Origin of the sequence: Meiothermus sp., from assembly GCF_026004115.1 — a bacterium.
Taxonomy (GTDB): domain Bacteria; phylum Deinococcota; class Deinococci; order Deinococcales; family Thermaceae; genus Meiothermus.
The window spans coordinates 1,142,405-1,168,671 of record NZ_BPIM01000001.1 but is presented as its reverse complement, the minus strand read 5'-3'; the positions used below and the strand labels follow the sequence as shown (position 1 = coordinate 1,168,671).

The 26,267-nt window shown below is 61.9% G+C and carries 39 protein-coding genes; 14 read left to right on the top strand and 25 right to left on the bottom strand.

The genetic code is table 11. The features are described 5' to 3' along the window. Window positions 1–21: 21 nt before the first annotated feature. The 14 genes from Q0X23_RS05500 to Q0X23_RS16145 form a co-directional block, all read right to left on the bottom strand. Entirely contained in the window at window positions 22–333 is a 312-nt protein-coding gene (locus Q0X23_RS05500) for a hypothetical protein (RefSeq protein ID WP_297859365.1), read from the bottom strand. Window positions 334–336: 3 nt separating this feature from the next. Then, window positions 337–741: a hypothetical protein gene (locus tag Q0X23_RS05495; protein ID WP_297859364.1), complete on the bottom strand. Its 405-nt coding sequence runs from the start codon at window positions 739–741 to the stop codon at window positions 337–339. A 182-nt stretch (window positions 742–923) separates the two neighbouring features. Next, window positions 924–2,579 (bottom strand): hypothetical protein, encoded by a 1,656-nt coding sequence (locus Q0X23_RS05490; RefSeq protein ID WP_297859363.1) that lies wholly within the window; start codon window positions 2,577–2,579, stop codon window positions 924–926. Continuing rightward, complete coding sequence (locus tag Q0X23_RS05485; protein ID WP_297859362.1) at window positions 2,576–2,878, bottom strand: hypothetical protein; 303 nt, start codon at window positions 2,876–2,878, stop codon at window positions 2,576–2,578. The genes Q0X23_RS05490 and Q0X23_RS05485 overlap by 4 nt, the downstream gene beginning before the upstream one ends. Then, a complete protein-coding gene (locus Q0X23_RS05480) occupies window positions 2,838–3,179 on the bottom strand; it encodes a hypothetical protein (protein WP_297859361.1) in 342 nt (113 codons plus the stop codon). The genes Q0X23_RS05485 and Q0X23_RS05480 overlap by 41 nt, the downstream gene beginning before the upstream one ends. Then, complete coding sequence (locus Q0X23_RS05475; RefSeq protein ID WP_297859360.1) at window positions 3,176–3,481, bottom strand: hypothetical protein; 306 nt, start codon at window positions 3,479–3,481, stop codon at window positions 3,176–3,178. The genes Q0X23_RS05480 and Q0X23_RS05475 overlap by 4 nt, the downstream gene beginning before the upstream one ends. After that, on the bottom strand, window positions 3,481–3,699 hold the full coding sequence (locus Q0X23_RS05470) for a hypothetical protein (protein ID WP_297859359.1): 219 nt from the start codon (window positions 3,697–3,699) through the stop codon (window positions 3,481–3,483). Before Q0X23_RS05470 ends, Q0X23_RS05475 begins: the two co-directional genes overlap by 1 nt. 7 nt (window positions 3,700–3,706) lie before the next feature. Then, on the bottom strand, window positions 3,707–3,931 hold the full coding sequence (locus Q0X23_RS05465) for a hypothetical protein (protein ID WP_297859358.1): 225 nt from the start codon (window positions 3,929–3,931) through the stop codon (window positions 3,707–3,709). Then, on the bottom strand, window positions 3,912–4,220 hold the full coding sequence (locus tag Q0X23_RS05460) for a hypothetical protein (protein ID WP_297859357.1): 309 nt from the start codon (window positions 4,218–4,220) through the stop codon (window positions 3,912–3,914). The genes Q0X23_RS05465 and Q0X23_RS05460 overlap by 20 nt, the downstream gene beginning before the upstream one ends. Before the next feature lie 115 nt (window positions 4,221–4,335). Beyond that, window positions 4,336–4,458, bottom strand: coding sequence for a hypothetical protein (locus Q0X23_RS05455; RefSeq protein WP_297859356.1), 123 nt, complete (start codon window positions 4,456–4,458; stop codon window positions 4,336–4,338). Beyond that, window positions 4,451–4,807 (bottom strand): hypothetical protein, encoded by a 357-nt coding sequence (locus Q0X23_RS05450; RefSeq protein ID WP_297859355.1) that lies wholly within the window; start codon window positions 4,805–4,807, stop codon window positions 4,451–4,453. The genes Q0X23_RS05455 and Q0X23_RS05450 overlap by 8 nt, the downstream gene beginning before the upstream one ends. Window positions 4,808–4,931: 124 nt before the next feature. Beyond that, window positions 4,932–5,294, bottom strand: coding sequence for a hypothetical protein (locus Q0X23_RS05445; protein WP_297859354.1), 363 nt, complete (start codon window positions 5,292–5,294; stop codon window positions 4,932–4,934). 34 nt (window positions 5,295–5,328) lie between these two features. Continuing rightward, window positions 5,329–5,538 carry a helix-turn-helix domain-containing protein gene (locus Q0X23_RS05440; protein WP_297859353.1) on the bottom strand — a complete coding sequence of 70 codons (210 nt, stop codon included), beginning with the start codon at window positions 5,536–5,538 and terminating at the stop codon, window positions 5,329–5,331. Continuing rightward, a complete protein-coding gene (locus Q0X23_RS16145; RefSeq protein WP_374707445.1) occupies window positions 5,531–5,719 on the bottom strand; it encodes a helix-turn-helix domain-containing protein in 189 nt (62 codons plus the stop codon). The genes Q0X23_RS05440 and Q0X23_RS16145 overlap by 8 nt, the downstream gene beginning before the upstream one ends. Window positions 5,720–6,087: 368 nt before the next feature. Between Q0X23_RS16145 and Q0X23_RS05435 the strand changes: the two genes are divergently transcribed. The 3 genes from Q0X23_RS05435 to Q0X23_RS05425 all read left to right on the top strand — a co-directional run bounded on the left by Q0X23_RS05435 (window position 6,088) and on the right by Q0X23_RS05425 (window position 7,245). Beyond that, window positions 6,088–6,507: a S24/S26 family peptidase gene (locus tag Q0X23_RS05435; RefSeq protein ID WP_297859352.1), complete on the top strand. Its 420-nt coding sequence runs from the start codon at window positions 6,088–6,090 to the stop codon at window positions 6,505–6,507. A gap of 86 nt (window positions 6,508–6,593) precedes the next feature. Then, window positions 6,594–6,815: a hypothetical protein gene (locus Q0X23_RS05430; protein ID WP_297859351.1), complete on the top strand. Its 222-nt coding sequence runs from the start codon at window positions 6,594–6,596 to the stop codon at window positions 6,813–6,815. Beyond that, entirely contained in the window at window positions 6,781–7,245 is a 465-nt protein-coding gene (locus Q0X23_RS05425; RefSeq protein ID WP_297859350.1) for a DUF2335 domain-containing protein, read from the top strand. Before Q0X23_RS05430 ends, Q0X23_RS05425 begins: the two co-directional genes overlap by 35 nt. A 22-nt stretch (window positions 7,246–7,267) precedes the next feature. Here the strand turns inward: Q0X23_RS05425 and Q0X23_RS05420 are convergent, their stop codons facing one another. Continuing rightward, on the bottom strand, window positions 7,268–7,483 hold the full coding sequence (locus tag Q0X23_RS05420) for a hypothetical protein (protein WP_297859349.1): 216 nt from the start codon (window positions 7,481–7,483) through the stop codon (window positions 7,268–7,270). Window positions 7,484–7,512: 29 nt separating this feature from the next. Here Q0X23_RS05420 and Q0X23_RS05415 point away from each other — a divergent pair, with 29 nt between their 5' ends. The 6 genes from Q0X23_RS05415 (at window position 7,513) to Q0X23_RS05390 (ending at window position 12,530) form a co-directional block, all read left to right on the top strand. Then, window positions 7,513–8,724, top strand: coding sequence for a tyrosine-type recombinase/integrase (locus Q0X23_RS05415; protein WP_297859348.1), 1,212 nt, complete (start codon window positions 7,513–7,515; stop codon window positions 8,722–8,724). Window positions 8,725–8,903: 179 nt separating this feature from the next. Continuing rightward, on the top strand, window positions 8,904–9,251 hold the full coding sequence (locus tag Q0X23_RS05410; protein WP_297859347.1) for a hypothetical protein: 348 nt from the start codon (window positions 8,904–8,906) through the stop codon (window positions 9,249–9,251). 79 nt (window positions 9,252–9,330) lie between these two features. Continuing rightward, window positions 9,331–9,492, top strand: coding sequence for a hypothetical protein (locus Q0X23_RS05405; protein ID WP_297859346.1), 162 nt, complete (start codon window positions 9,331–9,333; stop codon window positions 9,490–9,492). Next, window positions 9,489–10,076 carry a pyruvate kinase gene (locus Q0X23_RS05400; protein ID WP_297859345.1) on the top strand — a complete coding sequence of 196 codons (588 nt, stop codon included), beginning with the start codon at window positions 9,489–9,491 and terminating at the stop codon, window positions 10,074–10,076. Before Q0X23_RS05405 ends, Q0X23_RS05400 begins: the two co-directional genes overlap by 4 nt. A 177-nt stretch (window positions 10,077–10,253) precedes the next feature. Next, window positions 10,254–12,149: a S8 family serine peptidase gene (locus Q0X23_RS05395; protein ID WP_297859344.1), complete on the top strand. Its 1,896-nt coding sequence runs from the start codon at window positions 10,254–10,256 to the stop codon at window positions 12,147–12,149. 9 nt (window positions 12,150–12,158) lie between these two features. Next, window positions 12,159–12,530, top strand: coding sequence for a hypothetical protein (locus Q0X23_RS05390; protein ID WP_297859343.1), 372 nt, complete (start codon window positions 12,159–12,161; stop codon window positions 12,528–12,530). 111 nt (window positions 12,531–12,641) lie between these two features. Here the strand turns inward: Q0X23_RS05390 and Q0X23_RS05385 are convergent, their stop codons facing one another. Continuing rightward, window positions 12,642–13,079 (bottom strand): ATP-dependent helicase C-terminal domain-containing protein, encoded by a 438-nt coding sequence (locus tag Q0X23_RS05385; protein ID WP_297861173.1) that lies wholly within the window; start codon window positions 13,077–13,079, stop codon window positions 12,642–12,644. Between the two features lie 114 nt (window positions 13,080–13,193). Next, window positions 13,194–15,122, bottom strand: a complete 1,929-nt coding sequence (gene hrpB, locus Q0X23_RS05380; protein WP_297859342.1) for an ATP-dependent helicase HrpB — start codon at window positions 15,120–15,122, stop codon at window positions 13,194–13,196. A 68-nt stretch (window positions 15,123–15,190) separates the two neighbouring features. On the opposite strand from hrpB, the gene Q0X23_RS05375 reads away from it, so the two are divergent. The 4 genes from Q0X23_RS05375 (at window position 15,191) to Q0X23_RS05360 (ending at window position 17,624) form a co-directional block, all read left to right on the top strand. After that, window positions 15,191–15,388 carry a hypothetical protein gene (locus Q0X23_RS05375; protein ID WP_297859341.1) on the top strand — a complete coding sequence of 66 codons (198 nt, stop codon included), beginning with the start codon at window positions 15,191–15,193 and terminating at the stop codon, window positions 15,386–15,388. A 106-nt stretch (window positions 15,389–15,494) separates the two neighbouring features. Further along, window positions 15,495–15,722: a hypothetical protein gene (locus Q0X23_RS05370; RefSeq protein ID WP_297859340.1), complete on the top strand. Its 228-nt coding sequence runs from the start codon at window positions 15,495–15,497 to the stop codon at window positions 15,720–15,722. Between the two features lie 71 nt (window positions 15,723–15,793). Further along, entirely contained in the window at window positions 15,794–16,984 is a 1,191-nt protein-coding gene (locus tag Q0X23_RS05365) for an anion transporter (protein ID WP_297859339.1), read from the top strand. Next, window positions 16,965–17,624 carry a class I SAM-dependent methyltransferase gene (locus Q0X23_RS05360; RefSeq protein WP_297859338.1) on the top strand — a complete coding sequence of 220 codons (660 nt, stop codon included), beginning with the start codon at window positions 16,965–16,967 and terminating at the stop codon, window positions 17,622–17,624. The genes Q0X23_RS05365 and Q0X23_RS05360 overlap by 20 nt, the downstream gene beginning before the upstream one ends. A gap of 31 nt (window positions 17,625–17,655) precedes the next feature. Here Q0X23_RS05360 and Q0X23_RS05355 read toward each other — a convergent pair whose 3' ends face one another. The 7 genes from Q0X23_RS05355 to Q0X23_RS05325 all read right to left on the bottom strand — a co-directional run bounded on the left by Q0X23_RS05355 (window position 17,656) and on the right by Q0X23_RS05325 (window position 23,133). Then, the gene (locus tag Q0X23_RS05355) at window positions 17,656–18,135 is read right to left on the bottom strand and encodes a DUF6691 family protein (RefSeq protein ID WP_119342016.1); all 480 of its coding nucleotides are present in this window, start codon (window positions 18,133–18,135) and stop codon (window positions 17,656–17,658) included. A 3-nt stretch (window positions 18,136–18,138) separates the two neighbouring features. Next, entirely contained in the window at window positions 18,139–18,699 is a 561-nt protein-coding gene (locus Q0X23_RS05350; RefSeq protein ID WP_297859337.1) for a YeeE/YedE family protein, read from the bottom strand. A 99-nt stretch (window positions 18,700–18,798) separates the two neighbouring features. After that, a complete protein-coding gene (locus Q0X23_RS05345) occupies window positions 18,799–20,094 on the bottom strand; it encodes a PEGA domain-containing protein (RefSeq protein WP_297859336.1) in 1,296 nt (431 codons plus the stop codon). A 10-nt stretch (window positions 20,095–20,104) separates the two neighbouring features. Continuing rightward, the gene (locus Q0X23_RS05340; protein WP_297861172.1) at window positions 20,105–20,473 is read right to left on the bottom strand and encodes a hypothetical protein; all 369 of its coding nucleotides are present in this window, start codon (window positions 20,471–20,473) and stop codon (window positions 20,105–20,107) included. Between the two features lie 18 nt (window positions 20,474–20,491). After that, complete coding sequence (locus tag Q0X23_RS05335) at window positions 20,492–20,995, bottom strand: hypothetical protein (RefSeq protein ID WP_297859335.1); 504 nt, start codon at window positions 20,993–20,995, stop codon at window positions 20,492–20,494. Window positions 20,996–21,085: 90 nt separating this feature from the next. Then, window positions 21,086–21,601, bottom strand: coding sequence for a hypothetical protein (locus Q0X23_RS05330; protein ID WP_297859334.1), 516 nt, complete (start codon window positions 21,599–21,601; stop codon window positions 21,086–21,088). Window positions 21,602–21,708: 107 nt separating this feature from the next. Further along, the gene (locus Q0X23_RS05325; protein WP_297859333.1) at window positions 21,709–23,133 is read right to left on the bottom strand and encodes an E3 binding domain-containing protein; all 1,425 of its coding nucleotides are present in this window, start codon (window positions 23,131–23,133) and stop codon (window positions 21,709–21,711) included. A 171-nt stretch (window positions 23,134–23,304) separates the two neighbouring features. Between Q0X23_RS05325 and Q0X23_RS05320 the strand changes: the two genes are divergently transcribed. After that, entirely contained in the window at window positions 23,305–24,378 is a 1,074-nt protein-coding gene (locus Q0X23_RS05320; RefSeq protein WP_297859332.1) for an aminopeptidase, read from the top strand. A gap of 60 nt (window positions 24,379–24,438) precedes the next feature. On the opposite strand, the gene Q0X23_RS05315 is transcribed toward Q0X23_RS05320, so the two are convergent. Then, on the bottom strand, window positions 24,439–26,115 hold the full coding sequence (locus tag Q0X23_RS05315) for a 30S ribosomal protein S1 (RefSeq protein WP_297859331.1): 1,677 nt from the start codon (window positions 26,113–26,115) through the stop codon (window positions 24,439–24,441). Window positions 26,116–26,267 lie beyond the last annotated feature (152 nt).

The window sequence follows — 26,267 nt, the reverse complement described above, 5'->3', positions numbered from 1 at the left end:
AGTCCCATAATCAAGGCTGGATTAGCCGTCTGAGTTAGCCGGTGGAGTCTGACGCGGTGTGAGAAGTTGGTTTAGCAGCGCAAAAAGCGCAATGACTTTAGCGGCAGCGGCCTCACCCACCCCAGGCAGGGCGGCAAGCTCTTTGATTTCGATGCCGTTGAGGTTGCGCAGGTCGCCCCGGGCATAGCTCATGATGCTTTCAGCGCTGCGGCGGTCGGCCAGCAGCACAGTCATCAGTTGGGTTTGCTGGGCGGTGGTGGGTGTGATGGGGTTGGATTTTCTGGTAAATAGCCGAAAAGCAGATCTCCCGATGTACCCTTTTTTGATGTCCATGATTTACCTCAGATTGAGCGGTGAGCAGTCATCCAGCTGTACAGCGGTGGCCGGGCCCGGTGTGCGCACGCGGTACTCTCCGGCGGAGCCGGCCTCTACTGTCGAGGCGGTCACGTTGCCCTGGTCGGTGTAGACCAGGATGCGCTCAGCTGCGCCAGAGATTTTCAGGCGAATCTCGTAGTTGGATAGCGATACTTGTTCGATTTTCCCCAGGCACTCATTTTCGGGAGTTGGTAGTGCCGGTTTTGCAGTTGGGCTTGCAAAACTGGTGGACGAGCTCGTCGGGTTTGTAGAGGTTACTTGCTCTACTAGCGGTTCGCTAGGCGGCTTCAGCAATAGCCAGCCGAGATACCCAATCAGGCACAGGCCAATGATCAAACGTAGGGGGTTCAGGTTTTTATCGTCCATAGCTGATCTCCTTCAGGGTAGCAAACTCCTTGGGCGAGCGCCGTGTCAGATGCCAGCATCCGCAGTGATGGCATTTGTAAACATAGAACTTTATGCCCTTTCGCCTGCCCAAGAGACGGGCAATCCGCAAAGCAGTTTTCTGATCATTGAACTGCACCTTGTAGCTTTTTTTGCAGATACTTTCAAACTCCATCCAACGCCTCCAAAGCGGCATCTACGGCGGCCTGACCCCAGACGGTGATATAGCCATAAGGCTCCCCATTGCGAGCGGCTTCAAAAAACCGCTCGAGCTTTTGCCGAAAGCGAAAGCATCCTGGAGGTAAGGTGCTGGTTGCGGCCTGTATGGGTTTGATGATGGTCTGTTCTATAGATTCTATGGGTAGGTTGACCCAGTACGGGGGAGTCCTCTTGATGTGCCGATGGCCCCACCACCGCCCTACGTTGCGGTAGTTTTGGGGCACCTTGGATTGGTATTTTTTGGAGGCATATTTGGCGGCCTCCTTTGAAACATAGCCCCAGTGCGCCTTGCGCATGGCCTCGAGGCGGGTTCCCGCTCTAACGTGCTGGAAAAGCCCCCAGTTTAGCCCCAGGGCCTCTACGCCCTGCTGAAGCCACAGATCGGCCATTTTTTTGCCCCACAACTCGCGCTGTGTGTCGTATCCCTCGAGAAGTCGGGCAAGCTTTGGATTATGGCTGATGCTGTGATCTTTGGCACTGCGCCGCCCTGCTACTACAGCACCCCAGGCATGGCCTACCCAGTTCTGCACGGCATCCCAGTCGAGGCCTACGCGCACATCAAAAAAGATCATGTGCAGGTGTGGCGCCCCGCGCTTCTGGAACTCGAGCCACCAGAATACGCGGTAAAGGATTCCCACCACCTCCCACTTCCAGGGCCCCTCCCGGTCTGATATGCGTACTTTCACGCTCACATATAATCCTGATTCCTCTGCTTCCTGGGCTGCTTTCAAGGCCTGAGCGTAACAGCAGTGGCTGCTGAGGTGCTGAGCGCCAAACTTGCGCTCAAACCGCTTCAAGAACGAGTTTTTGTGCTCTTTTACTTTCCGACCGTCTGGGCCCAGCGTGCGGAGCTCCCCCAAAATCTTCCGAGCGTCAGATTTTGTCGCGGCAAATTCCTCTAGCAGATAGCGCAATACCCAGTCGCCGTCAGGGTTATAGCGCATTGCTTCTCGGGCCCGCTTTATTTTTGAGCGTAGATCCTCCAATCGTTCCCAGCATTCGCGAAAACGAACAATCTTTGGCTCGGCTTCGCTGCTCATCAGGGCCCCTCGCCAATCGCCAGGGTAGGTAAGGGTCAGCAGATAATCCGGTTTGAATCCCCGCGCTTCGAGTTCGCGGGTCCTGGCGGTTAGCCGGCTCAGCGCTTGCCGGGTCAGTTTCTCAATCTGGCCGCGCCGGGCATCTGGGTTGACAGGCCTGGGCGTTACCTGGCCCCGGATTCTCATCTTTACGGTGCCGGGGGTGGCCTCGAGGTAGGCCTTCAGGCCTGATATGTGTGCCTGTGCATTTGTGATATTTTTATTATCCACAGGCAGAATGCCGTCCTGGACGTGACCGGCACGATATGCACCATTTGACAAGCCCTCCCCCCCACCCAGATGCCAGGACTGGGTAAGGGCCTGGTCGTACCACCCGTGCACCCGGGAAAGCCGCTCGAGGCCCCCCACCCCTGGGGGGGCCTTGGGCTTACCATGCCGGATGAGGGCACGGTACAGAGCCCGGGGTAGCGGCTGGCCAGGGTGGTTGTGGTTCCACAGGTCAACGGCCCGGTGGATGCCGGTGGCCGTTTCTCCGTAGAAGTTGCCGGTGCCGGTGGTCATGACTGCTCGCGTCGCAATTGCCGCAGGCGGTGCCAGGCCTGGGCATCCGTAAGGCTCATCTGGAATAAATCAAACACCGGCTCTGGCCGCTGCATCCAGGCCAAGGTAGCCAGCAGTGACGGCAGGTCGCTTTGGCTGCGCTCGATGGTCAAGCCGGACGGCTGACGCAGCCGGAACCGAAAAATCCACTCGCCCTGGCGCTTTTCAGCACCAAGGCACTCGAGGTCGGAATCCAGGTAATAGCCCAGCCTGGCTATTTCAGACTGGGCTTGGGCGGGGGTCAAGGTCTCGGGCGTCATAGTGTTCGGATACAAGCAGGATGGCGGCGTTTGTCCCATACAGCGGCAACGTGTCGGTTTGGAATGGGCGCAGCCCCAGGGCCTTGATAACGAAATCGATCTGGGCGTTTGTGGGTTGGCCGTTTTTGCTGGCCACCAGCACGCGCACCTGGTTGGTGTAGGTGCGCCGTATCTGAATGCTGATCGTGGTATCACGAATCGTCATGCTGACCCAGGGGGTGCGGCTTGAACGTCGTGCGTGTTCAGTGGCCAGCGCTAATAGGCCCTTGAGCTCGTTCGATGTTTTAGATTGAGGGGTCATCGCAGATCCTCGAACGATTCGTAGAGCCGGCTGAGCTCAATTGCAAAGTCCCAACTTTCCAATGAAATATTCAGTTCAATCAGCGCTTTGCGGATTCGCTTGATGTACTCCCAGGGCACCTTGGCATCGCTCACATAGCGGCCCTGTTTCTTGGGTGCATAGCGGGCAATCAATAAAGTGGCCTCGAGCAGCTTGTAGCGGGGGTCGTTCGGCGGCCTGATTTTTACCATGACCTTACCCTCGGCCCGCTCGCGATAATCCCATTGGTCGATTTCGTCCTGTGTGGGCAGTCCAAATAGCATCAGCCCCACCTCCCGGTATTCCAGCGGTCGTAGGCACAGCGGATAATGGGATGAAGCAGCGCGTTGGCCTGTTCTTTGCCTTCGCGCAAAGCGACGCCTACATCCAGGTTTTCCAGCAGCAACAACACCCAGCTTGCCCGCTCATCTGCGGGCTGATTCAGGATGGCTTCTGTTGTTGCCTGCACCAGCGTTTCAATGTCGTAGGGCGAGATTTGCATAGTTCCTCTAGACGGGCGAAAGCTCGTAGGGGCCTTCGCCAAGTTCAAAAGCCGTAAGCTTGACGATTCCATGTATCGGGCGGCTTTGCTCTGGCGCCCACATGGTGATGAGGCCGCTTTGGCGGGCGTAGATCCGTATGGGCGCATGGCAGCCCGGGCGGGTCAGATCAAACTCTCGCCCAGGGTTGCGGCGCAGTTCGCGGGCCACGTCGTCAGGCGTTTGCAGCAACATGGTTCCTCCTGTGCATCTGCCATAGGTTGATCCGGCAATCCTCCAGGGCCCACCACTGCTCCACCGGCATATCGCTGGAGCGGAGCTGGTCAATCTGGCGGATGGCCCAGGCTGCCATAGCCTCGCGCTCGATGCCGGGCATGTAGTCCACCACCACCAGCACAGCCCTGAGCAAATCGGCCAGCTGCCGCACCAGTTCGGTGGCCTGGTGGTCGCGCTTGTGGCAGAACCAGTAGAGCGTGCCGTCGGTGTAGATGGCTGGATAGCCAAAAATGACTGCTATGTGCATAACTACCCCCCCAGGCCGCGCAACCAGAGCGCAGCCGTGTCTAGCAAGGCAACCAGCAGCCAGACCAAAAAAAGCCCGGCGGCCGTCAGTGCCATTTCACGTCTAAGCGGCATTTTCATTGCTGATCGCCTCCAATGCGCTCGAGCCACCAGCGGATAGCGAGGTCTTGCATCCGAGACCGGTAAACGGTCACGTATGTCAGCCAAATCAGGTGGTGGTGGTGCTCAGGGTCAGACATACCGCCACCCCCGAATTTCGAAGACGTTGCCCCAGCCGATGTGCTCGAGCCATACGATGCGCTCGAGCTCCGGGCTTTCATATCCTTTGTAGGGCCTGCCCCAGCGTGCGTAGGGTTTATTAGGGTGGTCAAAGGTAAGCTCAATCCCTAGCTCAAAAAGCAAGCTGGCCAGGGCGTCAGTCCGATTGTTCCCAACCCCGATCCCCCAGTCCACAGCCCCGTTTTTCGCCTTGATCTCCCAAATCTGCCCGCCCTCGATGGGGTGAACGGCGTATTTGAGGCTCAGGCCCATGCTGTGCAGCAGTTCCCCAAGATCTTCTAGCGGCTTCTGAATCTGTACTATACTCATACTGTTTCCGTTCCTTTCTGACCCCGGTGACAGCCGGGGTTATTTTCGGTGGGTGTCAGCAGCCAAACCAGGAAAAGCCCAGCGGCAGCAAGAGCAATTTCCCGCGTCAATGGCATTTTCATTTTCATTGCGCCTCCCACTCGGCAGCAAAGGCTGCCGCATCAGCGGCTTCTAAATCCAGCTCCTCGCGCTGCTGGATTTCCCCCAACATTTTTGGGAAAATCGCGCGCAGCGCTTCCTCTAACGATGCACGAGATTCGATGCACCCCGAGCCATTGCAGTTGTGGCACGTGATTTCCTCGCTAGGCGGGCTGTAGGGGTTGTAGCCGTGATTACGCCAGAATGTATAGTGTTCTGCTTTGGTGGGAGCGAGGCGATTATCAAACTCCTCCCAATATTCGCGCCAATAAGGATGCAAAATGACGCCACTTCCTCCACACTGGGGGCACGGCTCGACTTTAGTGACGTAGTACTGTGCTATACTCATGGTGTCTCCTTTCTGGCCCCGGCGAACGCCGGGGTTATTTCCTTGCGTGGGTGTAGTCGTAGCTGGCCCAGGGCTCGGGGGTGTTCAGCCATTCCTCAAGCGCCCTGGCCGGGATGATGATCCGGCGGCCTAGCCTCTTGTGCGGCAGGGTTCCGGCCCGTACCAGCTCGTAAACCGTGCTGGGGTGGACGCCCAGGATTTGCGCGGCTTCTTCGACGCGGTAGGCGATTTTGGGGTTAGTCACGGGGGGCCTCCGGTTTGCGGGGCTGCCGCTTCCGTTGCACTTCGGCTAGCGGGATACGCCACCACTTGCCGGGCCTATACGCCCCAGAAAACTCGCCCCGCTCGCACATAGCGGTTACTGTGCTCGTTGCTACCCCTAAAATCTTGGCTGCTTTGCCTGAGGTTATGAACTTTTCGTTCATGGCTAATGCCAAGTATGAACACAAAGTTCATGACTTGTCAAGTCATAGCGTTCATAGTGTTTACAGGGGGTGAATGACTTATGTTGGTTGCCAACCATAGCATTAGCTGTATGCCCAAAGTCACGAAAAAGGAAAAGCCCGTATGGGGGCGGGCTATTGCTGCTAGGCGAGCTATGTTGGGGAAATCTTTGGTGGATATTGAGAATGAAACAGGGGGTGAGTTGTATCAAGCTCTTATATATCGCCTTGAGAACGGCAAAAAAGACCCTTCTACGCTCACGGTTAGGCAGTTTTCTCTTTTGTTAAAAGCTTTGGGTTGGCGGGCTTCGGATTGGCAGGAACAAACCGGGCTTGAACCCCTTTTAGATTTGGAATCTCCCACGGTTCTTCAACCCGGCGAGCGGGTCAGTAAGCTGCGCTTTTTCATCGAGCCGGTGCGTGGCCTTGCCAGCGCCGGGCGGCCTGTGGATGCCGACGGTATGCCCGTGCTTGCGGACGTGTGGCGCAGGGGTAGCCTGCTGTATCAGGTCGAGGGGGACAGCATGGCCCCCACTCTCAAAGATGGTGACAGGGTGTATGTGGACCCGTCGGACCTCGATTTACGGGAGGGGCGGGTGTACGTGTTCGAGATACCCGGCGATGGGCACACCATCAAGCGCGCACGACGGCTGGACGATGGCGAGCTGTGGCTAGTATCCGACAACCCCAAATACCGCCCCTGGCGGCCTTCCGAGATGCGGGTGATTGGACGGGTGTACTACCACGATCCGGCAGGGGGGCGGTTGTAACGATTGGTCGGTTTTTGAGGGGGTGACTTTTGAATGTGAGAAAACAACAGCCCGTTTTAATGACCCGCAGGTACAATACGGTAGCTATGAGGCACTTTCAGAGCAAGGCTTTTGTGCGTGGTTTTTTGAGCGTGTTTGGGATGTACTCGCCCAGCTACTACAGGGACTACGCTCACAGACATATCCAAAGCCGGGAGCAAAAGCCGTACTGGAATGCCGTTGGCGACTACCTGCGGATCGCAATGCGCAAGATGGATTCCGAGGTAGCCGCGCATGGGCAAAAGAAGGAAACAGAACTTACCCGCTAAACCTTCCCAGGTTGTCAATCCGGTTTCGAAGTCACCCGTAATAGGCACATTCAGCCACATTCAGGGTGAGATAAACGTTAGCCCACTGCCTAAGCCGTCTGACTTCGAGGGCTATGAAAGGGTTTTACCCGGCGCGGCAAGCCGCTTGATGGAAATGGCAGAGCGTGAGCAAAGGGCTTTAATCGAGTTACGTCAACAGGACGCCCAGCTCACCAAGCAAATGATGGAGTATGACTACAAATCGTTCCGGGCTGGGCAGTGGATGGGGCTTGTGGTAACCATCTTTAGTTTGGCTGCTGCGTTTGTCCTTGCTTACAGGGACAATAACATTGCAGCGGCAGGGTTTGGTGTGACTGGGTTGGCTGTGCTGGTTGGGGTGTTTTTGCGTAACCGGTTTGTGCCTAACCAGCAGGAGCAGAAAAACCCGTGATGCGCTTTGTCAGTAACCGGGCCTATTTTCGCCACGCTCGGTCTTCTTTGACGGCTTTACTAGCTTCTTTTATGGCTTGCGCTTCGGTCAGTTTTTGCTTGGGGTTTGGGGTAAGCAGCAGGTCTTCCGCCAAGATGGCGTCAATGGCTCTCTCGAGCTCCTTGTCCCATCCCTTGCCCTTGATCTTTTGCAGGTCGGAGATTTTCTTTTCCAGCCCACGCGGCAGCACCACCGTCATGAATCCAGCATATCACCCTGGAGGGTAGCATGCCCCGACGCGGCAAAGGCGAGGGTTCCATCTTCCAGCGCAAAGACGGGCGCTGGGCGGCCTTCGTCACGGTGGGCTATGGGCCTGACGGCAAGCAGCAAAAGCGCTGGGTGTACGGGCGTACCCGGCGCGAGGTAGCCGAGCGGCTCGCCCGGCTGCTGCCCAAAGCGGGCTATGGCCTAATCCAGCCTAGCCGCTTGCGGCTGGGAGAATGGCTCGAGCGGTGGGCTGCCGAACACGTCCGCACCCACAACATCCGTCCATCTACTGCCGCCAAGTACGACGAGTATAAAAAGCGGCTAGCCCCGCTGGCCCAGATGCCCCTCACCCGGCTAACCCCGCTGGCCATCCGCTCCTTCCTGGCTGACCTGGCCCACCTCTCCCCGTCCACCCGGCGGCAAACCTTCCAGTTCTTGCGGGCAGCTCTGCGGGATGCCCTGCGGCTAGACCTCATCGAGTCCAACCCGGCAGAGGCGGTAGACCCTCCATCAGGGGGCCGGGTGCGCCCCGCCCAGGCATGGGCCGCCCAGGATGCGGCGAAGTTCCTCGAGGTCGCCCGGTCACACCGGCTATACCCCATGTTTGCTTTTATGCTCGCTACCGGGCTTCGGATTGGCGAAACCCTGGCCCTTCAGTGGCAGGACTGGGAGGGGGAGCGGCTGTGGGTGCGCCGAACCCTTCGGCTTGATGGCACGTTTGGCCCTACCAAAACCCGGCACTCCCAGGCCGCGCTATACCTCGACCCGGATACCCAAGCTCTGCTTGCCGCCCACCGCCAGGGCCAGGCCGAAGAGCGGGCCACCGCCAAGCGCTGGAAAGAGAACGGCCTGATTTTTCCTTCGGAGGTAGGAACCCCTATCACCCACCGCAACGCGGCCAGGGTGCTCAAATTGCTTTGCCGGAAGGCGGGCGTGCCCTACATCAGCCCCCACGGCATCCGGCACACCTACACCTCGCTGGCCTTTCGCGCAGGCCTCAATCCCAAACAGGTGGCCGACCGGTTGCGCCACGCAGACCCCAGCTTAGCCCTGCGGATTTACCAGCACCTTCAAGAGGAAGACCAGCGCCGGGCGGCCCTGAGCCTTGACACCTTATTACACCTACACGGTGGCAGAACTGAACAAAATGAACTGGTTACAACAAACATGAAGCAGCAAAAGAATCTGTCCGGCAAAGCAAAATCAAAACTGGTCAAAACCGTCAAAAGATAATGCCAGGTTTTCCTAAACCTTAGGTCGCAGGTTCGAGTCCTGCCGGGCGCACCAGCGAGACAATACAAAAAGGGGGGACTCCGGCCCCAAGCTGACATTGGTCTGAAGAGACCAGGCAACGCTATGGTAGCAAGGGCTAGATAGGGGCCCAGGTGTCGAGCTGTCTCGAATCTCGAATTATGCAAGCTTCAGAGGAACGCGCTGCTCTCGAGGCCCTCTACCGGCAAATTTCCACCTTACGGGCGCAGGTAGAGCAGGAGGGCGCGGCGCAATACCAGCGCTGGCTGCCCTACCTGAAGCGGCCACCGTTTGCTCGGTCGGCCCGCAATCTGGCCGACTACCTGGCCTTGCGAAAGCACGATCTGCGCCCCCTACAGCGCGAACTGGCCTGGCTGGGGCTATCCTCGCTGGGGCGAGCCGAGTCCAGGGTGCGGGAGAACCTCGAGGCGCTGCTGGCCACCCTGAGCCGGATGTTGGGTCATGGGAAGATGCCCTACCCACGACCAGAAGACTTTTTTGCCCGGTAGGCTTTGCTCGAGGCCGCTACTGTGGAGCTTTTTGGTCCCGGCAGGGGTCCCCGCATCCTGGTCACGCTGCCGGAGGAAGTTGCTACCGACGCCGCTTGCGGGACTGCAGGTGGGCCACCGGGTTTTTATGGATGAGGGCAAGCTCGAGGCCCGCGTGGAGCAAGTCGAACCCCAAGCGGTGCTGCTGCGGGTGGTCGGTACGCCTCCCAGGGCTTCAAACTGCAACCCGAGAAGAGCTTGAACCTGCCCGATACCCCGCTGGACATCGAACCGCTCAGCCCCAAGGATCTGGGAGACCTCGAGTTCGCCCTTCACAACGCCGACCTGCTGGGGTACTCCTTCGTGCAACGGCCGGAAGATGTGGAACACCTGCTTTCGGAACTGGAAGCTCGCCATCCCCACCGTTTGCGCGGTCTGGTGCTCAAGGTCGAGACGGCCCTGGCGGTGGGCAACCTGCCCGAACTGGCGGTGCGAGCCGCTGGGCGCTGGCCTACCGCCATCATGATTGCCCGGGGCGACCTGGCGGTAGAACTTGGCTACGAACGCCTGGCCGAGATGCAGGAAGAGATCCTCTGGCTGGCCGAAGCGGCCTCGGTGCCGGTCATCTGGGCCACCCAGGTGCTGGATCGGCTGGTCAAGAAAGGCACCCCTTCCCGTGCTGAGGTATCGGACGCGGTACTGGCCGCCCGGGCCGAGTGCGTGATGCTCAACAAGGGGCCCTACCTCGAGCAGGGGATCCGGGTGCTCACGCAAGTCTTGCGGCGGATGCAAGACCATCAGTACAAAAAAACCCCTAAGATGCGCCCCCTCAAGGCCTGGTCTTAATACAACCCCGTTTTCTCCGTAACGCCGGTAACGTCCCACCTCCAAAAGTGCTTCTGGGAGGTACTTTCCCAGATTGGCGTTACATGCGGGTGTATGTAACGGTTTTTTTCGCACTGGACGACGGGCTTTTTCCCTAGGCTTGGACTCAGCAAGAACTCTACGGAGCGAGGCCTATGCATGAAAAACGCCATTCCATCCATATCTGGCCTCTACCGAGCCCTCGCACTGGCGTTGCTGGCACTGCTGGCAGCCTGCGGTGGCCCCAACAGACCCACCGCTCTGCCCTCCAGCGATAACGGCTATTTGCTGACGGTGCCCATCACTGCAAGCGATACCCCAGAACGCCTGGCCCAGCGCTACGGGGGCGAGGTGATTGCCTGGCTCGAGGCGCAGGCCATTCTGAAGCTCAGTAGCGAGGCCGCTGCGGCCCTGCAGGGGAGCGGGGCCTCGCTGCAAAACACCACCCTCGAGCCCAACGCCACCGTGCGCACCCCGGCCACCGCCCTGGGCTTCAACTCCTGGACCGGGGGTTTCAATAGCTGGGCGGGCGGCTTTAATAGCTGGGCGGGTGGCTGGAATAGCTGGGCCGGTGGCACCAGCACCATCCCCGCCCTCCCCAGCGAAAACCGCTTCCAGTTCATGCTGACCAAGGTGCCCCAGGCCCAGGCCCTCAGCCGCAACTTCGGCCAGGGCATCAAGGTGGCGGTGCTGGACACCGGCATTGACCTGGCCCATCCCCAGTTTGCGGGTCGGCTGGCCCCCAACTATCAGCACTACGACTTCGTGGATTGGGATGCCATTCCCCAGGAGGTGGCTGGCAGCATGTACGGCCACGGCACCGGGGTGGCCAGCCTCATTTTGCAAGTGGCCCCACGGGCTGCCATCCTGCCCATCCGGGTCTTGAACGGCGATGGGGCGGGCACGGTAGCCGGTGTGATCTCGGGCATCCAGCACGCCATGAGCATGGGCGCCCAGGTCATCAACGTTTCTCTGGGTACTACCGTCAACGACACCGCCCTGCAGCTCACCATCAACAGCGCGACCAACCAGGGCATCTACATTGTGGCCTCGGCGGGCAACACCGGCGACAGCAACCTTACCTACCCCGCCGCCTGGGCCAACAACGGCGTGAACAACCACCAGTTCCTGGTCAGCGTAGGCAGCATTAGTAGCGCCCTGGCCATCTCCCTCTTTTCTTGCAGGGGCCCCTCGCTGGAGTTCGTGGCCCCGGGTGTCCTGATTGCCGGAGCCTACCCCGACAACCGGTTTGCCTATTACACCGGTACGTCCTTTGCCACCCCGCAGGTGACCGGGGCCATCGCCCTGGCGCTGGCCGAGACGGTGAACAAGGCCAGCGTGGGGACTTACCTCGAGCACTCCGCTGTGAACCTGGGCATTTCCGGAGTACAGCGGGGGTTGGTCAACACCGTGGGCCTGCTGCAAAAAGCCCCCGATCTGCAGCGCAAGCAAGCCATCCTGGTGGTGGGGAACACCAACCTGAGCGCCGGCGATGCGGCCATTCGAACCCGACTTGAAAGCATCGGCTATACCCTCACGGTGAGGGACGATAAGGCCAGCACAGCCTCCGACGCCACGGGCCGGGATTTGGTGCTCATCTCGGGCAGCGTGACCCCGGGCGACGTGAGCACCAAATTCAACAATGTAGCCGTGCCGGTGGTGGTGATGCACTGGGATTTGTTTGACGAGATGCGCATGACCGGGAGTAAATCCGGTGACCGCAACACCCAGACCGGACAGACCCAGGTCACCCTGCTCAACAACACCCACCCCCTCGCGGCGGGCCTGCCCCTGTACAACTCAACCATCTACAGCAGCTCGGATGCGCTCAACTGGGGCAAGGTCGCCTCTGGGGCGGTGAGCGTGGCCAGCCTGACCTCCGACACCACCCGCTCGACCCTGTTTGGCTACGACATTGGGGCCGCCATGCAAAGCGGCACCGCTCCGGCCCGCCGGGTGGGTTTCTTCCCCAGCAGCACCGGTACCACCCGCCTGACCAATATGGGATTGCATCTGCTCGTGGCCGCCATCACCTGGGCCGTCTCGGGAAACTAAGGAGCCATCATGATGACCGAATCCAAGAAACCCCAACTGCAGGCCATCCTGGTGATGGACTCCCGCAAGACCTCGCTGGCGGTGCGCCACCGGAACTTCACCGGGGCCTGGTCGCAACTGTACAAGGCGGGCGACTTCTACCTCGACCTGAGCCTGAAACCGGATAACCACAAAGCCTACCTGCAAGGGTATATCGTGGCCGACCCCAGCCAGCTCGCCCAGATTCAGGGCAGCACTGCCCTGCGCAACGAACAAACCCAACTGACGGCTCCTATCAGCCTGACCGGCTCGTTCCGGCTCGAGGTGCCGCAGGGGGGCGAGTACCATCTGGAGATAGCCCTGCAGGATCAGGTTATTCGGCTGGATCACATCGAAATCTAGCCTCCCGCAAATCCAGACCCCCAGGAACAAACCTGGGGGTCTTCTTACGCCTTAAGGCGTTTTTTGAAGTACTGGGCAATGCAAAAATCTTTTCGAACCCTTGTTTCAGTTCTACCGGGGCCTGGTCTTGCGGGTAGGCAGGGCGTTCCAGGGGTCTTCGGGCCAGGGGTGTTTGGGGTAGCGCCCCCGCAGTTCCTTGCGAACTTCGGGGTAGGTGTGGTTCCAGAAGCTTTTGAGGTCTTGCGTCACCTGGATGGGCCGCTGGGCCGGGGAGAGCAGGTGTAGCAGCACCCGTGTGCGCCCCTCGTTGACGGTGGGGGTATCGGCCAGGCCAAACATTTCCTGTAGCTTTACCGCCAGCACCGGCGGGCTGCCATCGGGGTGGTAGGTGAGTCTGACGCGCGAACCGCTGGGCACCTGAAGCCTTGTGGGGGCCAGTGCGTCCAGGCGCGGCGGAAGCGGCCAGGGCAAGAGCCCCCCCAGGATGCGCTCGAGCTCGAGGCGGGCAAAATCTGTGCGGCGCGAGACTCCCTCCAGCCAGGGGGCCAGCCAGTCCTCGAGGGTATCCAGCAGGTGCTCGTCGGAAACATCGGGCCAGCCTTCCTCGGGCCGCCAGCTTCGCAGGCAGAGAACCCGGGCCTGCCACTGGCGGAGTTCTTCTGTCTAGGGCAAGAGCGCCAGCCCTTCGGCCCGCACCACCTGGCAGAGAATTTCGCGGCGTTGTGTGGGGTTCACCTGGCGGAGCGGCTCCCTGGCAAGCGCCACCTCCCCCACCCGCAGCTCGCGCTGGGCCAGCAGCACCCCGCCCTGGGCATCCCAGGCGACGGTCTCGACGGGCCGGGCCAAGGGCGCCAGGTCTTGTGGCTCGACCGGAGCGGCCAGAAATATGCGGCCCTCCTCCAGACCTGCGTCCAGGTGGGCCACGGCCAGCCAGGGGCTGCCAGCCAGCAGGTCGTTCTCGTCCAGGCGCACCCCCCGCCCCCCCGAGAGGCGGTAGCGCAGGCGCTCCCCTTCGCGCAGGCGGGCCAGCCGGTCGGGGTAGGCCATGGCAATCAGCATTCCAACCTTTCGCTCCTCGGTCGGCTGGTTTTCCGCAGCCACCCCCAGGCGCTGACGCCACTGCTGGCTGAGCCGCTCGATCCGGGCCAGCGTACCCGGCTCGGCGCCGTGAAGGGCTTTGCCGCTCTGGCGCCAGTGCCGCAGGGCCTGTAAGCGCAAGCCCACATCGGCTCCGGCCCCCCTGGGCAAGGGGTCGCGCTCCTCCAGCAGCGCGGCCAGGTCGGCGGCCAGAGCGCTTTGCCGCAGGGCCTGGCCTTCCATAAGCAGGTGGGCCAGGCGGGGGTGGGTGGGCCACTCGAGCATCGCTATGCCCCGTTCGGTGAGGGCCTGGCCTTCCAGCGCTCCCAGGGCTTCCAGGAGTGCGCGGGCCTGCCGGAGGGCCCCGGCGGGGGGTGGGGTGACCCAGTCCAGCTTGTGGGGGTCTTGCACGCCCCACTGGGCCAGCTCGAGCACCAGCGGGGCCAGGTCGGCCTCCAGAATCTCCGGCCTGCGCTCTTTTAGGAGCTGCCCATGGGTGGCCTGGCTCCACAGCCGATAGCAGACCCCCGGCCCCAGCCGCCCGGCCCGCCCCCTGCGCTGCTCGGCGGCGTCCTGGGTGACGCGCGCCGTCTCCAGGCGCGTGAGGCCGCTTTTCGCATCGAAGCGGGGGAGCCTCGAGTACCCCGAGTCCACCACCACCCGGATGCCCTCGATGGTCAGGCTGGTCTCGGCAATGGAGGTTGAAAGCACCACCTTGCGCCCTTGCGGGTCGGGCAGGATGGCCGCCTGTTGGGCCGCGAGGGGCAGGTCGCCGTAGAGCGGGGCAATTTTCACCTCGGGGTGCCGCTCGGCCAGAAGCCGCTGGGTGCGGGCAATCTCGCCCACCCCCGGCAAAAAGACCAGAATATCGCCCGGGTGCTCGGCCAGGGCCCTCGAGACCGCCCCTGCCACCACCCCGGGCAGGGGGCCTTCGGGGTCGCGGGGCAGGTAGCGGACTTCTACGGGGTACAGCCTGCCCTCTGCGGTCACGACCGGGGCTTCCAGCAGCCGGCCCAGCCCCTCGGTATCCAGCGTCGCCGACATCAACAAAATGCGCAGGTCTTCGCGCAGGGCCTGCTGCACCTCGCGGCACAGCACCAGGCCCAGGTCAGCCTGGAGGCTGCGTTCGTGGAACTCGTCAAAGATGACCAGCCCCACCCCTGCGAGGCCCGGGTCTTTTTGCAGGCGGCGGGTCAGGATGCCTTCGGTAAGCACCTCGATGCGGGTTTGGGGCCCTACCCGGCTCTCAAAGCGCACCCGGTAGCCCACGGTCTGCCCCACCTCCTCGCCCAGCAGGGCGGCCATACGGGCCGCCGCGTTGCGGGCGGCCAGGCGGCGGGGCTGGAGCATCCAGATTTTCTGGCCCAAAAGCCAGGGCTCCTCCAGCAGCTCCAGGGGCAGCACCGTGCTTTTGCCTGCGCCCGGAGGGGCTTGCAGAATTGCCGTGCGGTGCGAACGCAGGGCGTTTCGCAGCGCGGGCAGAACGGAATAGATGGGCAGGCTGGCTTCGGACATGGCCCCTACTTTCGCTCTGGTATTTTTGCACAGGCCCCTTCAGGCAGGGCTGCTACCCTGAACCCAAGGTGTTTGGACTGTTGTGGTTACTCCTATTGGTACTTGCAGCGCTTGTGGCCGCCCAACAGGTGCGCCAACCCCGGTTCTGGCGCGCCGAGTCGCCTGCCCTCAGCGAGGTAATTTCGGTCTGGCTGATTCTGACGCTGGTGATGACGGGTAGCCTGATTGGACTGAGCGAGTTGCTGGGGCAGATGGCGCTGCGATAGGCCGGCGTAATTTTTTGGACTCATGCAGTCCAAGAAACGCCCAGAGGGGTTTTACTGCCTATTTTCGACAGTGCTTTTGTTGGGCTTCTACTATCGTTGTATGGATATGAGCAGAACCGAGGAATACTTGCCCTGGGCCGAGCTTTTTGTTCAGACCCGGCGGGTGGTGGCGGTGCGGATGGACGCCGAGCGCGGCGAGTACGAAGCCCTGAGTGAGAATGGCTCGAGCTACTTTATCGAGCGGCTCGAGCAGGCCCAGGCCCTGCTGCTGGTGTTGCAGGAGCGCGCCCCAGACAAGACCGAACCCGATACCAGGATCGGCTACGTGCTGTAAAGAAGCGGACTTCCGGCTCCATCTGGGCTGAGGGTTGCTGCACCTGCTGCACAAGCAATTAGGATGGAGTTGTGGAGTACCTTGCCTATGCTGTCTTGCTGCTAACCTACCTGGGTCTGGGCCTGGGTTACTGGCCGGGCTACCGCATGAACCGGGCGGCCATCGCCCTCACCGGCGCAGCTTTTCTGATTGTGCTGGGGGTGCTCGACTTTGAGCGGGCCTGGCGGGCCCTGGAACCCCATACCCTGGGCTTTTTGTTTGGGGTGATGGTACTCAACACCCACCTGGGCTATGCGGGGTTTTTTCAGCTCGTACTCAACTGGCTGGTGCACCTAGCCCGCTCACCGTTGGGCCTGTTGGTTTGGCTGACCTTTGGCACCGGCGTTCTGTCGGCCTTGTTCCTCAACGACACCATCGCCATCCTCTTTACCCCGCTGGTGCTGGCCCTTACGCGCACCCTGGGGCTGCCGCCGGTACCCTACCTGCTGGCTCTGGCCGGGGCGACCAACCTGGGCAGCGTGGCCACCCTGACCGGCAACCCCCAGAACATTGTGGTGGGAAGCCTCTCCCGCATCAGCTACCTGGACTTTGCCGCTGCCCTGACCCCGGTGGCCTTGCTGGGCCTTCTGGTACAGGTGGGGCTTTTGTATCTCTTCTATCCGGCGCTGCGCTCCCTGAAGCCCCTGCCGCCCTTGCCGCCCCTGCGCTTCCGCTACAACCGGGCGCTGTTGTTCAAGGGCCTCTGGATTACCCTGGCCCTGCTGACCGCCTTTGTGCTGGGCTATCCGCTGGCCCAGGCTGCTCTGATAGCCGCCGGGCTTCTGCTGTGGAGCCGCCGGATTCGCTCCGAGCGCTTTTTTATGCGGGTGGACTGGGAGCTGCTGGTGATGTTCTCGGGGCTTTTTATGGTCACGGCTGCCGTCAAGGAGCTGGGCCTGCTGGTTCGAATTGAGCCTCTGGCCAGCTCGGCGGCGGGCCTGGCCGCCGTGACGGTACTCCTCTCCAACCTGATCTCCAATGTGCCGGCAGTGCTGCTGTTGTACCCTCTAATCCCCGCCGGCGACACCCAGGGCTGGCTTTTGCTGGCGGCGGCCTCGACCCTGGCGGGCAACCTGACCCTATTGGGGTCGGTGGCCAACCTGATTGTGGCCGAGGCCGCAAGGCGCGAAGGCTACCATCTAGGCTTTATGGAGCACCTGCGCTTTGGCCTGCCGCTCACGCTGGTTACTTTGCTGATCGCTTATGGCTGGATTTACCGCTAGATTGGAGCCCCGTCTGATGGCGGTAGCCCAGGAAATCAGGGCACCTACCCATGCCGATATCGGGGCCGACCATGCTCTTTTGCCGCGCTATCTGCTCCTGTCCGGGCGGGTGGAGCGGGTGATTGTGGTGGAGAAAAACCGGGGGCCCTGGGAGAACTCGAGGCGAGCCCTTGCGGGCCTGAACGCCGAGGTGCGCTTAGGCGATGGCCTTTCGGCTTTGCAGGCGGGCGAGGCCACCGCCCTGAGCCTGTGTGGGATGGGGGCCGGTCGCATGGTTCGCATCCTCTCGGCCCACCCCAGCAGGCTGCCCCCCCGCCTGGTGCTCCAGCCCAACGATAGCGCCGAACCCCTGCGCCGCTGGGCGCTTTCTGCTGGGTTCGCCCTGGTGAACGAACAGATGGTGGAGGGCTTCTGGCGCTATGGCATCCTTACCCTACAGCGCGGCACTTGTACGGCCTATGCGGGGTTGCCGCTCGAGCCGGCCCTGCGCTACGGGCCGTTGCTGCTCAAGGCCCGGCACCCCCTGCTCAAAGCCGCTCTGCAAGAGCAGCAGCAGTATTTACAAAAGCTGGTGCAGGTAGAGAAAGTTCGGGCCGAGCTCGAGGTGCTGGGGCAGGCCCTGGCGCTATTGGGTGTGTAGTCCTCCTACCCCCACACGCCACAAGCCTTCCTCAATGCGGCAGCCGGTGCTGCACGAGGCCATACGCATAAGTGCCCAGCAGCGCCCCCAGCAAAATCAGCAGCGCACCCGCATACCCGCTGCCCAGCAGGGCGTAAATGGGCCCTGGGCAGGCCCCCACCAGCCCCCAGCCCAGCCCAAACACCACCCCGCCCAAAATGTAGCGGTAGCGGCCCGGATCAGATGGGCGGATGCGCAGGGGTTCCCCATCGCGGGATTTGACCCCAAGCCGCCTCAGCAGCCACAGCGAAAGGGCTGCGGTCAATACCGCACTGCCAATAACCCCGTACATGTGAAACGACTCAAAGCGGAACATCTCGTAGATGCGGTACCAGGAGGCAATCTCGGAGCGAATGGCCACGATACCAAAAAAAGCCCCCGCCAATAAATAAGGTACGTATGCCAGGAGGCTGCCGGTGGGCCTTGTGGTCTGTGCTTCGACCTTGAACTCATCGGGTATGGGAAAGGCCATGCTTTACCTCCAGGAAAGGAGCCAGGGCAGGAGCAGGTGGGCCGATATCAGCCCCCCCACAAAGAAGCCCAGTGTGGCCAGCAAGGAAGGTAGTTGCAGTGCGGCCAGCCCGGTAATGGAATGCCCCGAGGTACACCCTGCCGCCCAGCGCGCCCCAAAGCCAATCAGGAACCCGCCCAGGAGCAAAAACAAGGCCCCCGGCAGGCTCAGCACCGCTTGCCAGGAAAAAAGTTCTTGGGGCAAGAAGCCCGAGTCCGCCGAAACTCCCATCTGCGCCAGGGCGAGGGCAGTCTGGGGGTTGAGCGATACCGGGTTGGGGTTGGCCCAGAGCGCCCCGGCCACAAACCCGCCCGCCGCGATGCCCAGCACAAAAGCCAGGTTCCAGCTTTCGGCCCGCCAGTTATAGCGGAAGAAGGGCTGCCGGCTGCCCAGGGCCGCGCAGAGGTGCCGCAGCGAGGAAGAGATGCCAAAGCGCCGGTTGCCCATCAGGAGCAAGAGGGGCACGGTCAGGCCAATCAGGGGGCCCGCTACGTACCAGGGCCAGGGTTGGGTGAGCCATTCCATAGAAACCCATCATCCGAGAAAAGCTGACAAAGATTGTAAACTAATCTGCAAAAAAGAACCTCGAGCCCATTTTTAGGGAGGCTCGAGGCCAAAGAGGCTTTAGATGCGGCAGTTGAACAGGGCCACCTGACCCCGCACCAGCAGGCGCCCAAGCTGCCCAATCTCCCAGGTGTAGGTGTTGTTGGAGTAAACCAGCTCGGCCCCGCTACGAACCAGCGGCAGGGTCTGGAAGGCCCCGTCGTAGAACAGGCGCACCTGGTTGCTGCTGATGTAGTTCACCACCAGGGTACCGCCCTGGCAGGTGTAGGTGTAAGAACCCGAGGGAGGCCGCACCGGCTGAACGGGCTGCACAGGTTGAACCGGCTGAACAGGCTGCACGGGCTGGACGGGTTGCGGCGGCGGCGCAATGCCCACCAAATTGATGCTGAGGCGCGTGGTACGGCCCGCCTGGACGGTGACGTTGGTGCGGAAGGGGCTGAACCCACTGCGGCGCAGTTCCACGGTGTAGGTGCCGGGGTTGAGGGTGAGGTTGAGGGGGGTGCTGCCCACCAGGCGGCCATTAATCAGCACCTGGGCGCCCCTGGGGTTGCTGTCCACCGCCAGGACACCGGTGGGCGGTGGGGTGGCAACGAGCGGCAGATTGAGCTGGGTAACCCGCCCGGCCTGGATGGTGACGGGGGTGCGCGAGGGGTTGTAGCCGCTGAGGCGCAGCTCGAGGTTATAGCTGCCAGGTTGCAACTCGATGGACAAAGGCGTATTGCCCACCGCGCGCCCGTTGATCAGCACCTGGGCGCCGCTGGGGATGCTGCTGACCGACAGGGTGCCAGTAGTGGGCGGGGGTGGCGGAAGCTGCCCGGCGATGTAGTAGGCTTCGTCGGTTACCCAGTCGGTGGTGGGGATGGGCGTCACCACAATCGAGAGGGCCCTGGCCAGGTTGCTCTCGCCCTGGATGCGGGCCTCGCCGGTCTGGATGTTGATAATCTCCGAAACATCCAGCGGGCGGCGGCTGGCCACGGCCAGCACCCGATCCTGCCCGGCCGGGCCTTCCACGGTAAAGGTGTAGCGGGCTCCGGGGCCGGGGAAGGTACGTACTTCGCCGGCTTGCAACAGGTTTTGCTGCTCAAAGGCGTTGGGGAGAATCCCGCTAATCTCGCCGGTCGCCCGCACGCTAAAAAGGTAGACATAAGCCGGCTGGCTGACCTGCACCGAGATCTGGATGTTCTCGCCAAACTGGTAGACCGGGTTGCCGGTTTTGTTGGGGTCTTTGTCTACCCAGACCCGCACCTGAAGGTCCTGCGGGGGCGTGGGGTTCACGATAATGCTCTGGGGGCGCAAGGGTTGCGCCAGGGCCGAGGAGAGCAAAGCCAGGCCCAAAATACCAACGATTTTTTTCATACCACCTCCGTTACAGAGCGCAGTTGCTAAGCACCACCTGGCCGCGCACGCTTAGGGTGCCGCGGCTGCCCGTCCACTCCCAGGTGTAGGCCCCCCCGCTAAACAGCAAGGTGGGGCTGCGGCGCACCAGGCTCAGGTTCTGGAAGGCCCCATCGTAGAAGAGTTGCAGGTTGCTGCTGTCCAGGTAGCGCACCACCAGGGTGCCCCCGTTGCAGCGGTAGGTAAAGCTACCCGGGCCCGGCGTCACAATGCTGGGCTGTACCGGGGTCACCGGGGTTACGGGCTGCACCGGCTGGGGGCGCGGGGGCTCGTCTTCCACCAGCAAGATGCAAGACGAAAGGGCAAAAGCCAACAAAAGAAGCAAGAGCGGGCGAAGCATAGGGTTCAACAGTCCTTTCTAGGGGCAGTTGGAGTAGACATCATAGACATACGAGCCCGAGTACTGGCTACCACTCAGGGTTGAAACCGTGACCGTGACCGTGGTTTTACCGGTGATGGAGGGGGGAGGCGTGATGGGGGTGACGACGATGGACTGCTGGCTCACGCCTGAGGGCAGGCTCTGGGGCACACCACCCTGACCAAAAGTTAGAGTGCCGACAAATACCAGATCGCTTCCATCGCGGGTGAGGTCGGCCAGGGGGCGGTTGAGAGTAAGGGTACGTTCAGATGCAAAGCCTACATACGTTTCTTCAATAGAGGTGATCACCGAGGAGTCCGGTGCACGGAATTTATAGCGCATCTGGGTGGTTTTGTTGGTGCAAAAAACGTAACGACCGTCGGTATTGCGCTGCCAGTTGCTGTCGAAGCGGAAGTTGGAGACCGGGATGGTGCCTACAATAATGCAGCTCGAAAGAGCCAGAACAAGACTACCGAGCAAGAGTGGGAAAGCAATTTTTCTCATGCCTCGAGCCTAGCACATCCCCAACACGCCGCATAGGGGAAGGCGGTCTGTCTTAAGCGAAGCTAAGCAGGCCGTTTCGGTTGTATGGGCTCAAAAGCGAAACCCCGCACTGATGGCCAGGGTGGGGGTGATGTAGAGCAGGCTCTGCGTGGCGTTGATGTCGGTGCTAGCGAAGAAAATGCCGCCCTCCAAGCCTAGCTCGAGCGGCCCGCTAACCAGGCGGTAGCCCCCACTTAGCGAGAGGGTGCCAAACAGTGTGCCTACCCGGGTAGCGTTGTCGGCCACAATGGCCCCCCCGCCGCGCACGGCGCCAAACAACCCCTCGCGGTCTGGGCCGGAGTAGAGCGCAGCTCCTGCCTGCAAACTGCCCCCCGTTACGCTTCCGCCCAACCAGACCCCACCCCCCACCATGTAGGCCAGGCTGCCACGGGGGTAGACCACCGTAAAGGGGTCGAGCCACTCGACCTCGGCCCCCAGGGTGCCGTAGCCCGCCGCCAGGCCCAGCCCACTCACGGCGCGGACGCTCACAAAGCTGCCCAACTGGGCTAGGGCAGGGGTCAGGGTGAAGATGCTCAAGATGACCAGGAGACTCAGAAAGCGCTTCATCAACCCCCATGTTACCCAGGTTGCGGGGACAGATCTTCCAAGATTCAGAAAACCTCAAGAAAAAAGGTCGGCCCCTGGCCGACCCGATCGCTTGATAAAAGTACGGTTCAGGCCAGCAGGATGGGCCGCTCGAGGTAGTAGGCCACCCGCTCCAGCAGCTTTCCGGCCAGTTCGGTGCCCAGGTCGCCGCTTAGGGTCAGCAGGGCGTGGCCCCCGCTAGCCCGGCCCAGGGTAAGGGTTGACAGGCCGGGGAAGATGACCTGATCAAAAGCGCTGTCTACCAGCGAGAGCACCACCAGCCCCTCGGCGGGGTCGGCGGCCATCCGCAAAGAGTCCAGGGCTCCGCGCAACGACTGCGCGGGAGCCACCCGCAGGCTTTTCAGTGTGTCGCCCTCGAGGCTGCCCTTGGTAGGGCGCATTGGGGTCTGGGTGTCGGCCAGGGCCTTGTCCGCTGCACGGTACAGCAGGGCATCCACCCCCACCTCCATGCGCCAGGCCTCGCTCAGGGTCTGGGCGGCGCTTTGGGCCGGGCCAATTTCCACCAGGCGTTGCCAGGCCTGTACCCGCAGCATTTTGGGGAGGGGGGTGGTTTCTGTACTGGGTATAGCTGCCACGCCCGTGGGCGCAGGCGCTATGGGCGGTGCCACGGGTTCGGGCTGCGGGGCTGCCGGCGGCTCCACCGGCGAAGCAGGGGCCGCCTCTTGCGCTGTGAAGGGCATCTGCGATACCTCCCGTTCCACCGGTGGTATGGACGAGGCCTCCTGCTGCCTGGATGCAACGGGTGGGGCCTCTACCGGGGTTTGATATGCAGGGGCCGGAGCAACTTCGGGTTCGGGAGCGTTGCTGAAGCTCATCCCCGCCTGCAGGGGGCTGGGCGGAGGGGTGGGCGCCTCGGGGGCGGTTATGACCTCCTGGGTTTCCCAGATGAGCTTGGGCGCACTGCTGGGGGGCGCCAGGTCGGTCTCGGTAGGGAGGGGCGGCAGGCCGGCCAACTCGGGGTTCACCTCGGGAAGCGGCGCTACCGGGGCTGGGGCGGGCTCTGGTTCCTCCCATTGCAGCGTGGGCAGGGGCTCGCTAGCGACCAAAGGCTCTGGCTCGTCGAAATTCGGCACCAGCGGAGGCTCAGGGGCCAGCGTGGGCGCTTCTTCGAAGGCTTCGGCGGCTGGGGGTACCGGAGGGGCCGGGGCGTCCAGGTCGAGGTCGAGGTCAAACTCGATATCGTCCATGGTGGGCGCCGCCGATAGGGGAGACGGGGTCGGTGCAGGCGAGGGCACCAGGTCGCCCAGCTGTACCCCCTCCTTCTGCAAGGCTGCCTGGGCTTGGGTCATGTTGGGGATAGCACCCGTGTGAGGCGCTGTTTCTTCGGGGGCCGGGGGCAGATTAACCTCGCCCGCCATGACCTTTGCTAGGAAGGCCAGAATGTCGCGTTCGACTACCGTGCCATCGGGGCCGGTGCCTTTAATTTGACGCCAATCTATGCCGTTTTCTTCCGCCAGACGACGGGCCAACGGGGTGATTTTGACTTCGCTCATGCTTTCTACATCATAGCGCAGAAGTGGCGAATTTTACGTGCATGTGCGCAAGAGAGAGAGTAAAGTAGGCCAAATTGTGTGAAATGATCGTTCAATTTAGGCGTTGTGGTTCGCACTTAATCTTGTTTGGCGGGTCGTGGTTTTACGTCTAAGCGGGTATAACTGGAGGATATGGAAACCCGTTTTGCGGCCCTGTTGGCCGAGTACTGCCTGGACTTGCAGCCCGGCCAGACGGTTCTGATTGAAGCCGAACCGCCGGCCCTACCCCTGCTCGAGGCCCTGCAAGCGGTGGCCTTGCAGCGCGGGGCCTACCCCCTTGTGCAAATCTTTCCTGCGGCGACCTCGAGGCCCTTTTTTCTGTACGGGGAAGCCTGGCTCAACCAGCCGCCCCTGCCCCAGTTGCGGCTCATGGAACACGTGGACGCCAGCCTGCGCATCGAGAGTGCCCAGAACCCCCTCGAGCTCGCCGAGGTGCCCCCGGCCCGCCTGGCCCAGTTTCGCACCGGATGGCGGCCTTACGCGCAAACACGGGCGCGTAAGCGCTGGTGCCTGACGCTCTACCCTACTGCCGGTTATGCCCAGCAGGCCGGCATGTCCACGGCGGGCTTTCGGGCCTTTGTGGAGCGGGCTTTGTATCTCGACCGCCTCAACCCCATTGCGTCCTGGCGCGCTTTGTCGGCCTTCCAGGCGGCCCTTATCGAGCGGCTGCAAAAGGTGAAGGAAATTCGTATCCAGGCAGATGGAACCGACCTGCGGCTTCGGGTGGAGGGGCGAAAGTGGATCAACTCCGATGGCAAGCGCAACATGCCTTCGGGCGAGGTGTTCACCGGGCCCCTCGAAACCTCCGCCGAGGGCGAGATCCGCTTCAACCTGCCGGTGGTGGTCTCGGGGCAGCGGGTGGAGGGGGTGCGCCTGCGCTTTCGCGAGGGGCGGGTGGTGGAAGCCAGCGCCTTGGCGGGGGAGGCGTACCTTCACAGGATGCTCGAGGCCGACCCCGGCGCGCGCTGCCTGGGCGAGCTGGGCATCGGCACGAACTTCGGCATTAACCGCCCCACCGGCCTTATCCTCTACGACGAAAAAATCGGCGGCACGGTGCACCTGGCCCTGGGGCAAAGCTACCCCGAGACCGGCGGTACCAACGCCTCCTCGATCCACTGGGACTTGATTCTGGACTTGCGCCAGGGGGGGCGTCTGTTGGCTGATGGAGAGGTGTTGCAGGAGGAAGGACGGTTTGTGGGTTTGTAGGGCAAAGAGCTTGGCCATAAGAAAAGCCGCCCGCGAGCGGCTTTTCTTGAGAGATCAGCATCAGGCTTTTTCTTTGTCCTTGTCCTCTTCCAGGCTAAGCTGGCTCAGGAGGTCGCCGAACACGTCGCCGAGCTTCACGTTGGTTGTGGATGCAGAGACCACGCTGGGGTCATAGTTGGTGTAGGCGGCTGCGCCAGAAGCACCCCCATAGTCGAAATCGCGCTCGCGGCCGCGCCCTTCGCGGGGGCCCCCCTTGCCTTTTGGACGCTTGGGACGCTCGCCGCCCTTGCCCTCGCGGCGGCCCTTGCGGCCTTCGCCCTCTTCGTCGCCGGGGATGCTTACTGCCTGGGGCGGTGGGGTCAGGAGGCGCTTGCGCGAGAGGCTGATGCGCTGCTCCACGGGGTCAATCTGCAGGATGGCCGCCTCGACTTCGTCGCCTTTCTTGAACAGCTCGGAGGGCTTCTCGACGCGCTCGTAGGCCAGCTCGGAGACGTGAATGAGCCCTTCGATGCCGGGCTCGATCTCCACGAAAACCCCAAAGTCGGTCAGGCCCGTGACCTTGCCCTTGACCGGGGTACCGGGTGGGAAGCGGTCGGGCAGGCTCTTCCAGGGGTCAGGCTGGGTTTGCTTCAGGCCCAGCGAGAGACGGCGCTCGGCGGGGTCTATGCGCAGCACCTGGGCTTCAACCACCTGGCCTTCCTTCAAGATTTCGCTGGGGTGCTTGGGGCGCTTGGTCCAGGACAGCTCGGAGATGTGGATGAGGCCCTCGAGGCCCGGCTCCACTTCCACAAAGGCCCCGAACTGGGTCAGGCCCACGACCTTACCAGTGAGCTTGGAGCCGATGGGGTGCTTTTCTGAAACGGTCAGCCAGGGGTCTTCGGTAAGGGCCTTCATGGAGAGGTTGACCCGCTCCCGCTCGGTATCTACCGAGAGCACCTTGGCCTTCACGGTCTGGCCCTTTTGTACTACATCCTTGGGGTGGTTGAAACGGCCCCAGGTGATCTCGCTGCGGTGTACCAGGCCATCTACCCCGCCCAGGGCCACGAACACGCCAAACTCGGTGACTTCGACCACCTGGCCCTCGACGATATCGCCTTCCTTCAGGCTGGAAAGAATCTGGCTGCGGGCGGCTTTTTGCTCGGTTTCCAGTACGGTGCGGCGCGACAGGATGACCCGGCCCTTCTTGCGGTTGAGTTCGATGATTTTGACCAGGAAGCGCTGACCCACATACTCGTCGAGCTCTGGGGTGCGTTTGAGATCTACCTGGCTGGCAGGCAGGAAGGCGCGAATCCCTTCGACAGTAGCGACCAGACCCCCTTTGACTTTTTCCTTCACTTCCACCATTACCGGCTCGCCCTGGTCAAACAGGGTCTGAATCTTGACCCAGCTTTGGTCGGCCTCGGCCCGCTTTTTGGAAAGCACCACCTGGCCGTTCTCGAGGTCGGCCCGCACCACGTAGGCGGTCACGGTGTCGCCCGGCTTGAGGAGATTTTTGAGTTCCTCCTCGGGCAGGTTCTCCTCGGTGAGCTGGTTGAGCGGAATGATGGCTTCGGTGCGCGCGCCAATGTCCACCATTACCCCGTCGTTGGTGACGAACACCACCGTGCCGGTGACAATCTGGCCGCGCTGGACGGTCTTCTCGAGCCTTGCCTCTGCGTCTTGCAGGGCTTGCTCCATGCTAAAAACTTGGGGCTCATTTCCAGTTTCCACTGGAGTCTGGGTAGCTTGGTCTTCCATTCGCCTGTTTCCTCTCTGCCTTTACCTTCTGTCGCGCCAAGATTCCCACCCAGACTGCTCTGGGTTTGGTGTTGGGATGGTCTGCGCGACGGGTTGCCTCCCCAGGGATACTAGACCCTAAGCTGAGACATACCTGTTAGTTATAGCACAGG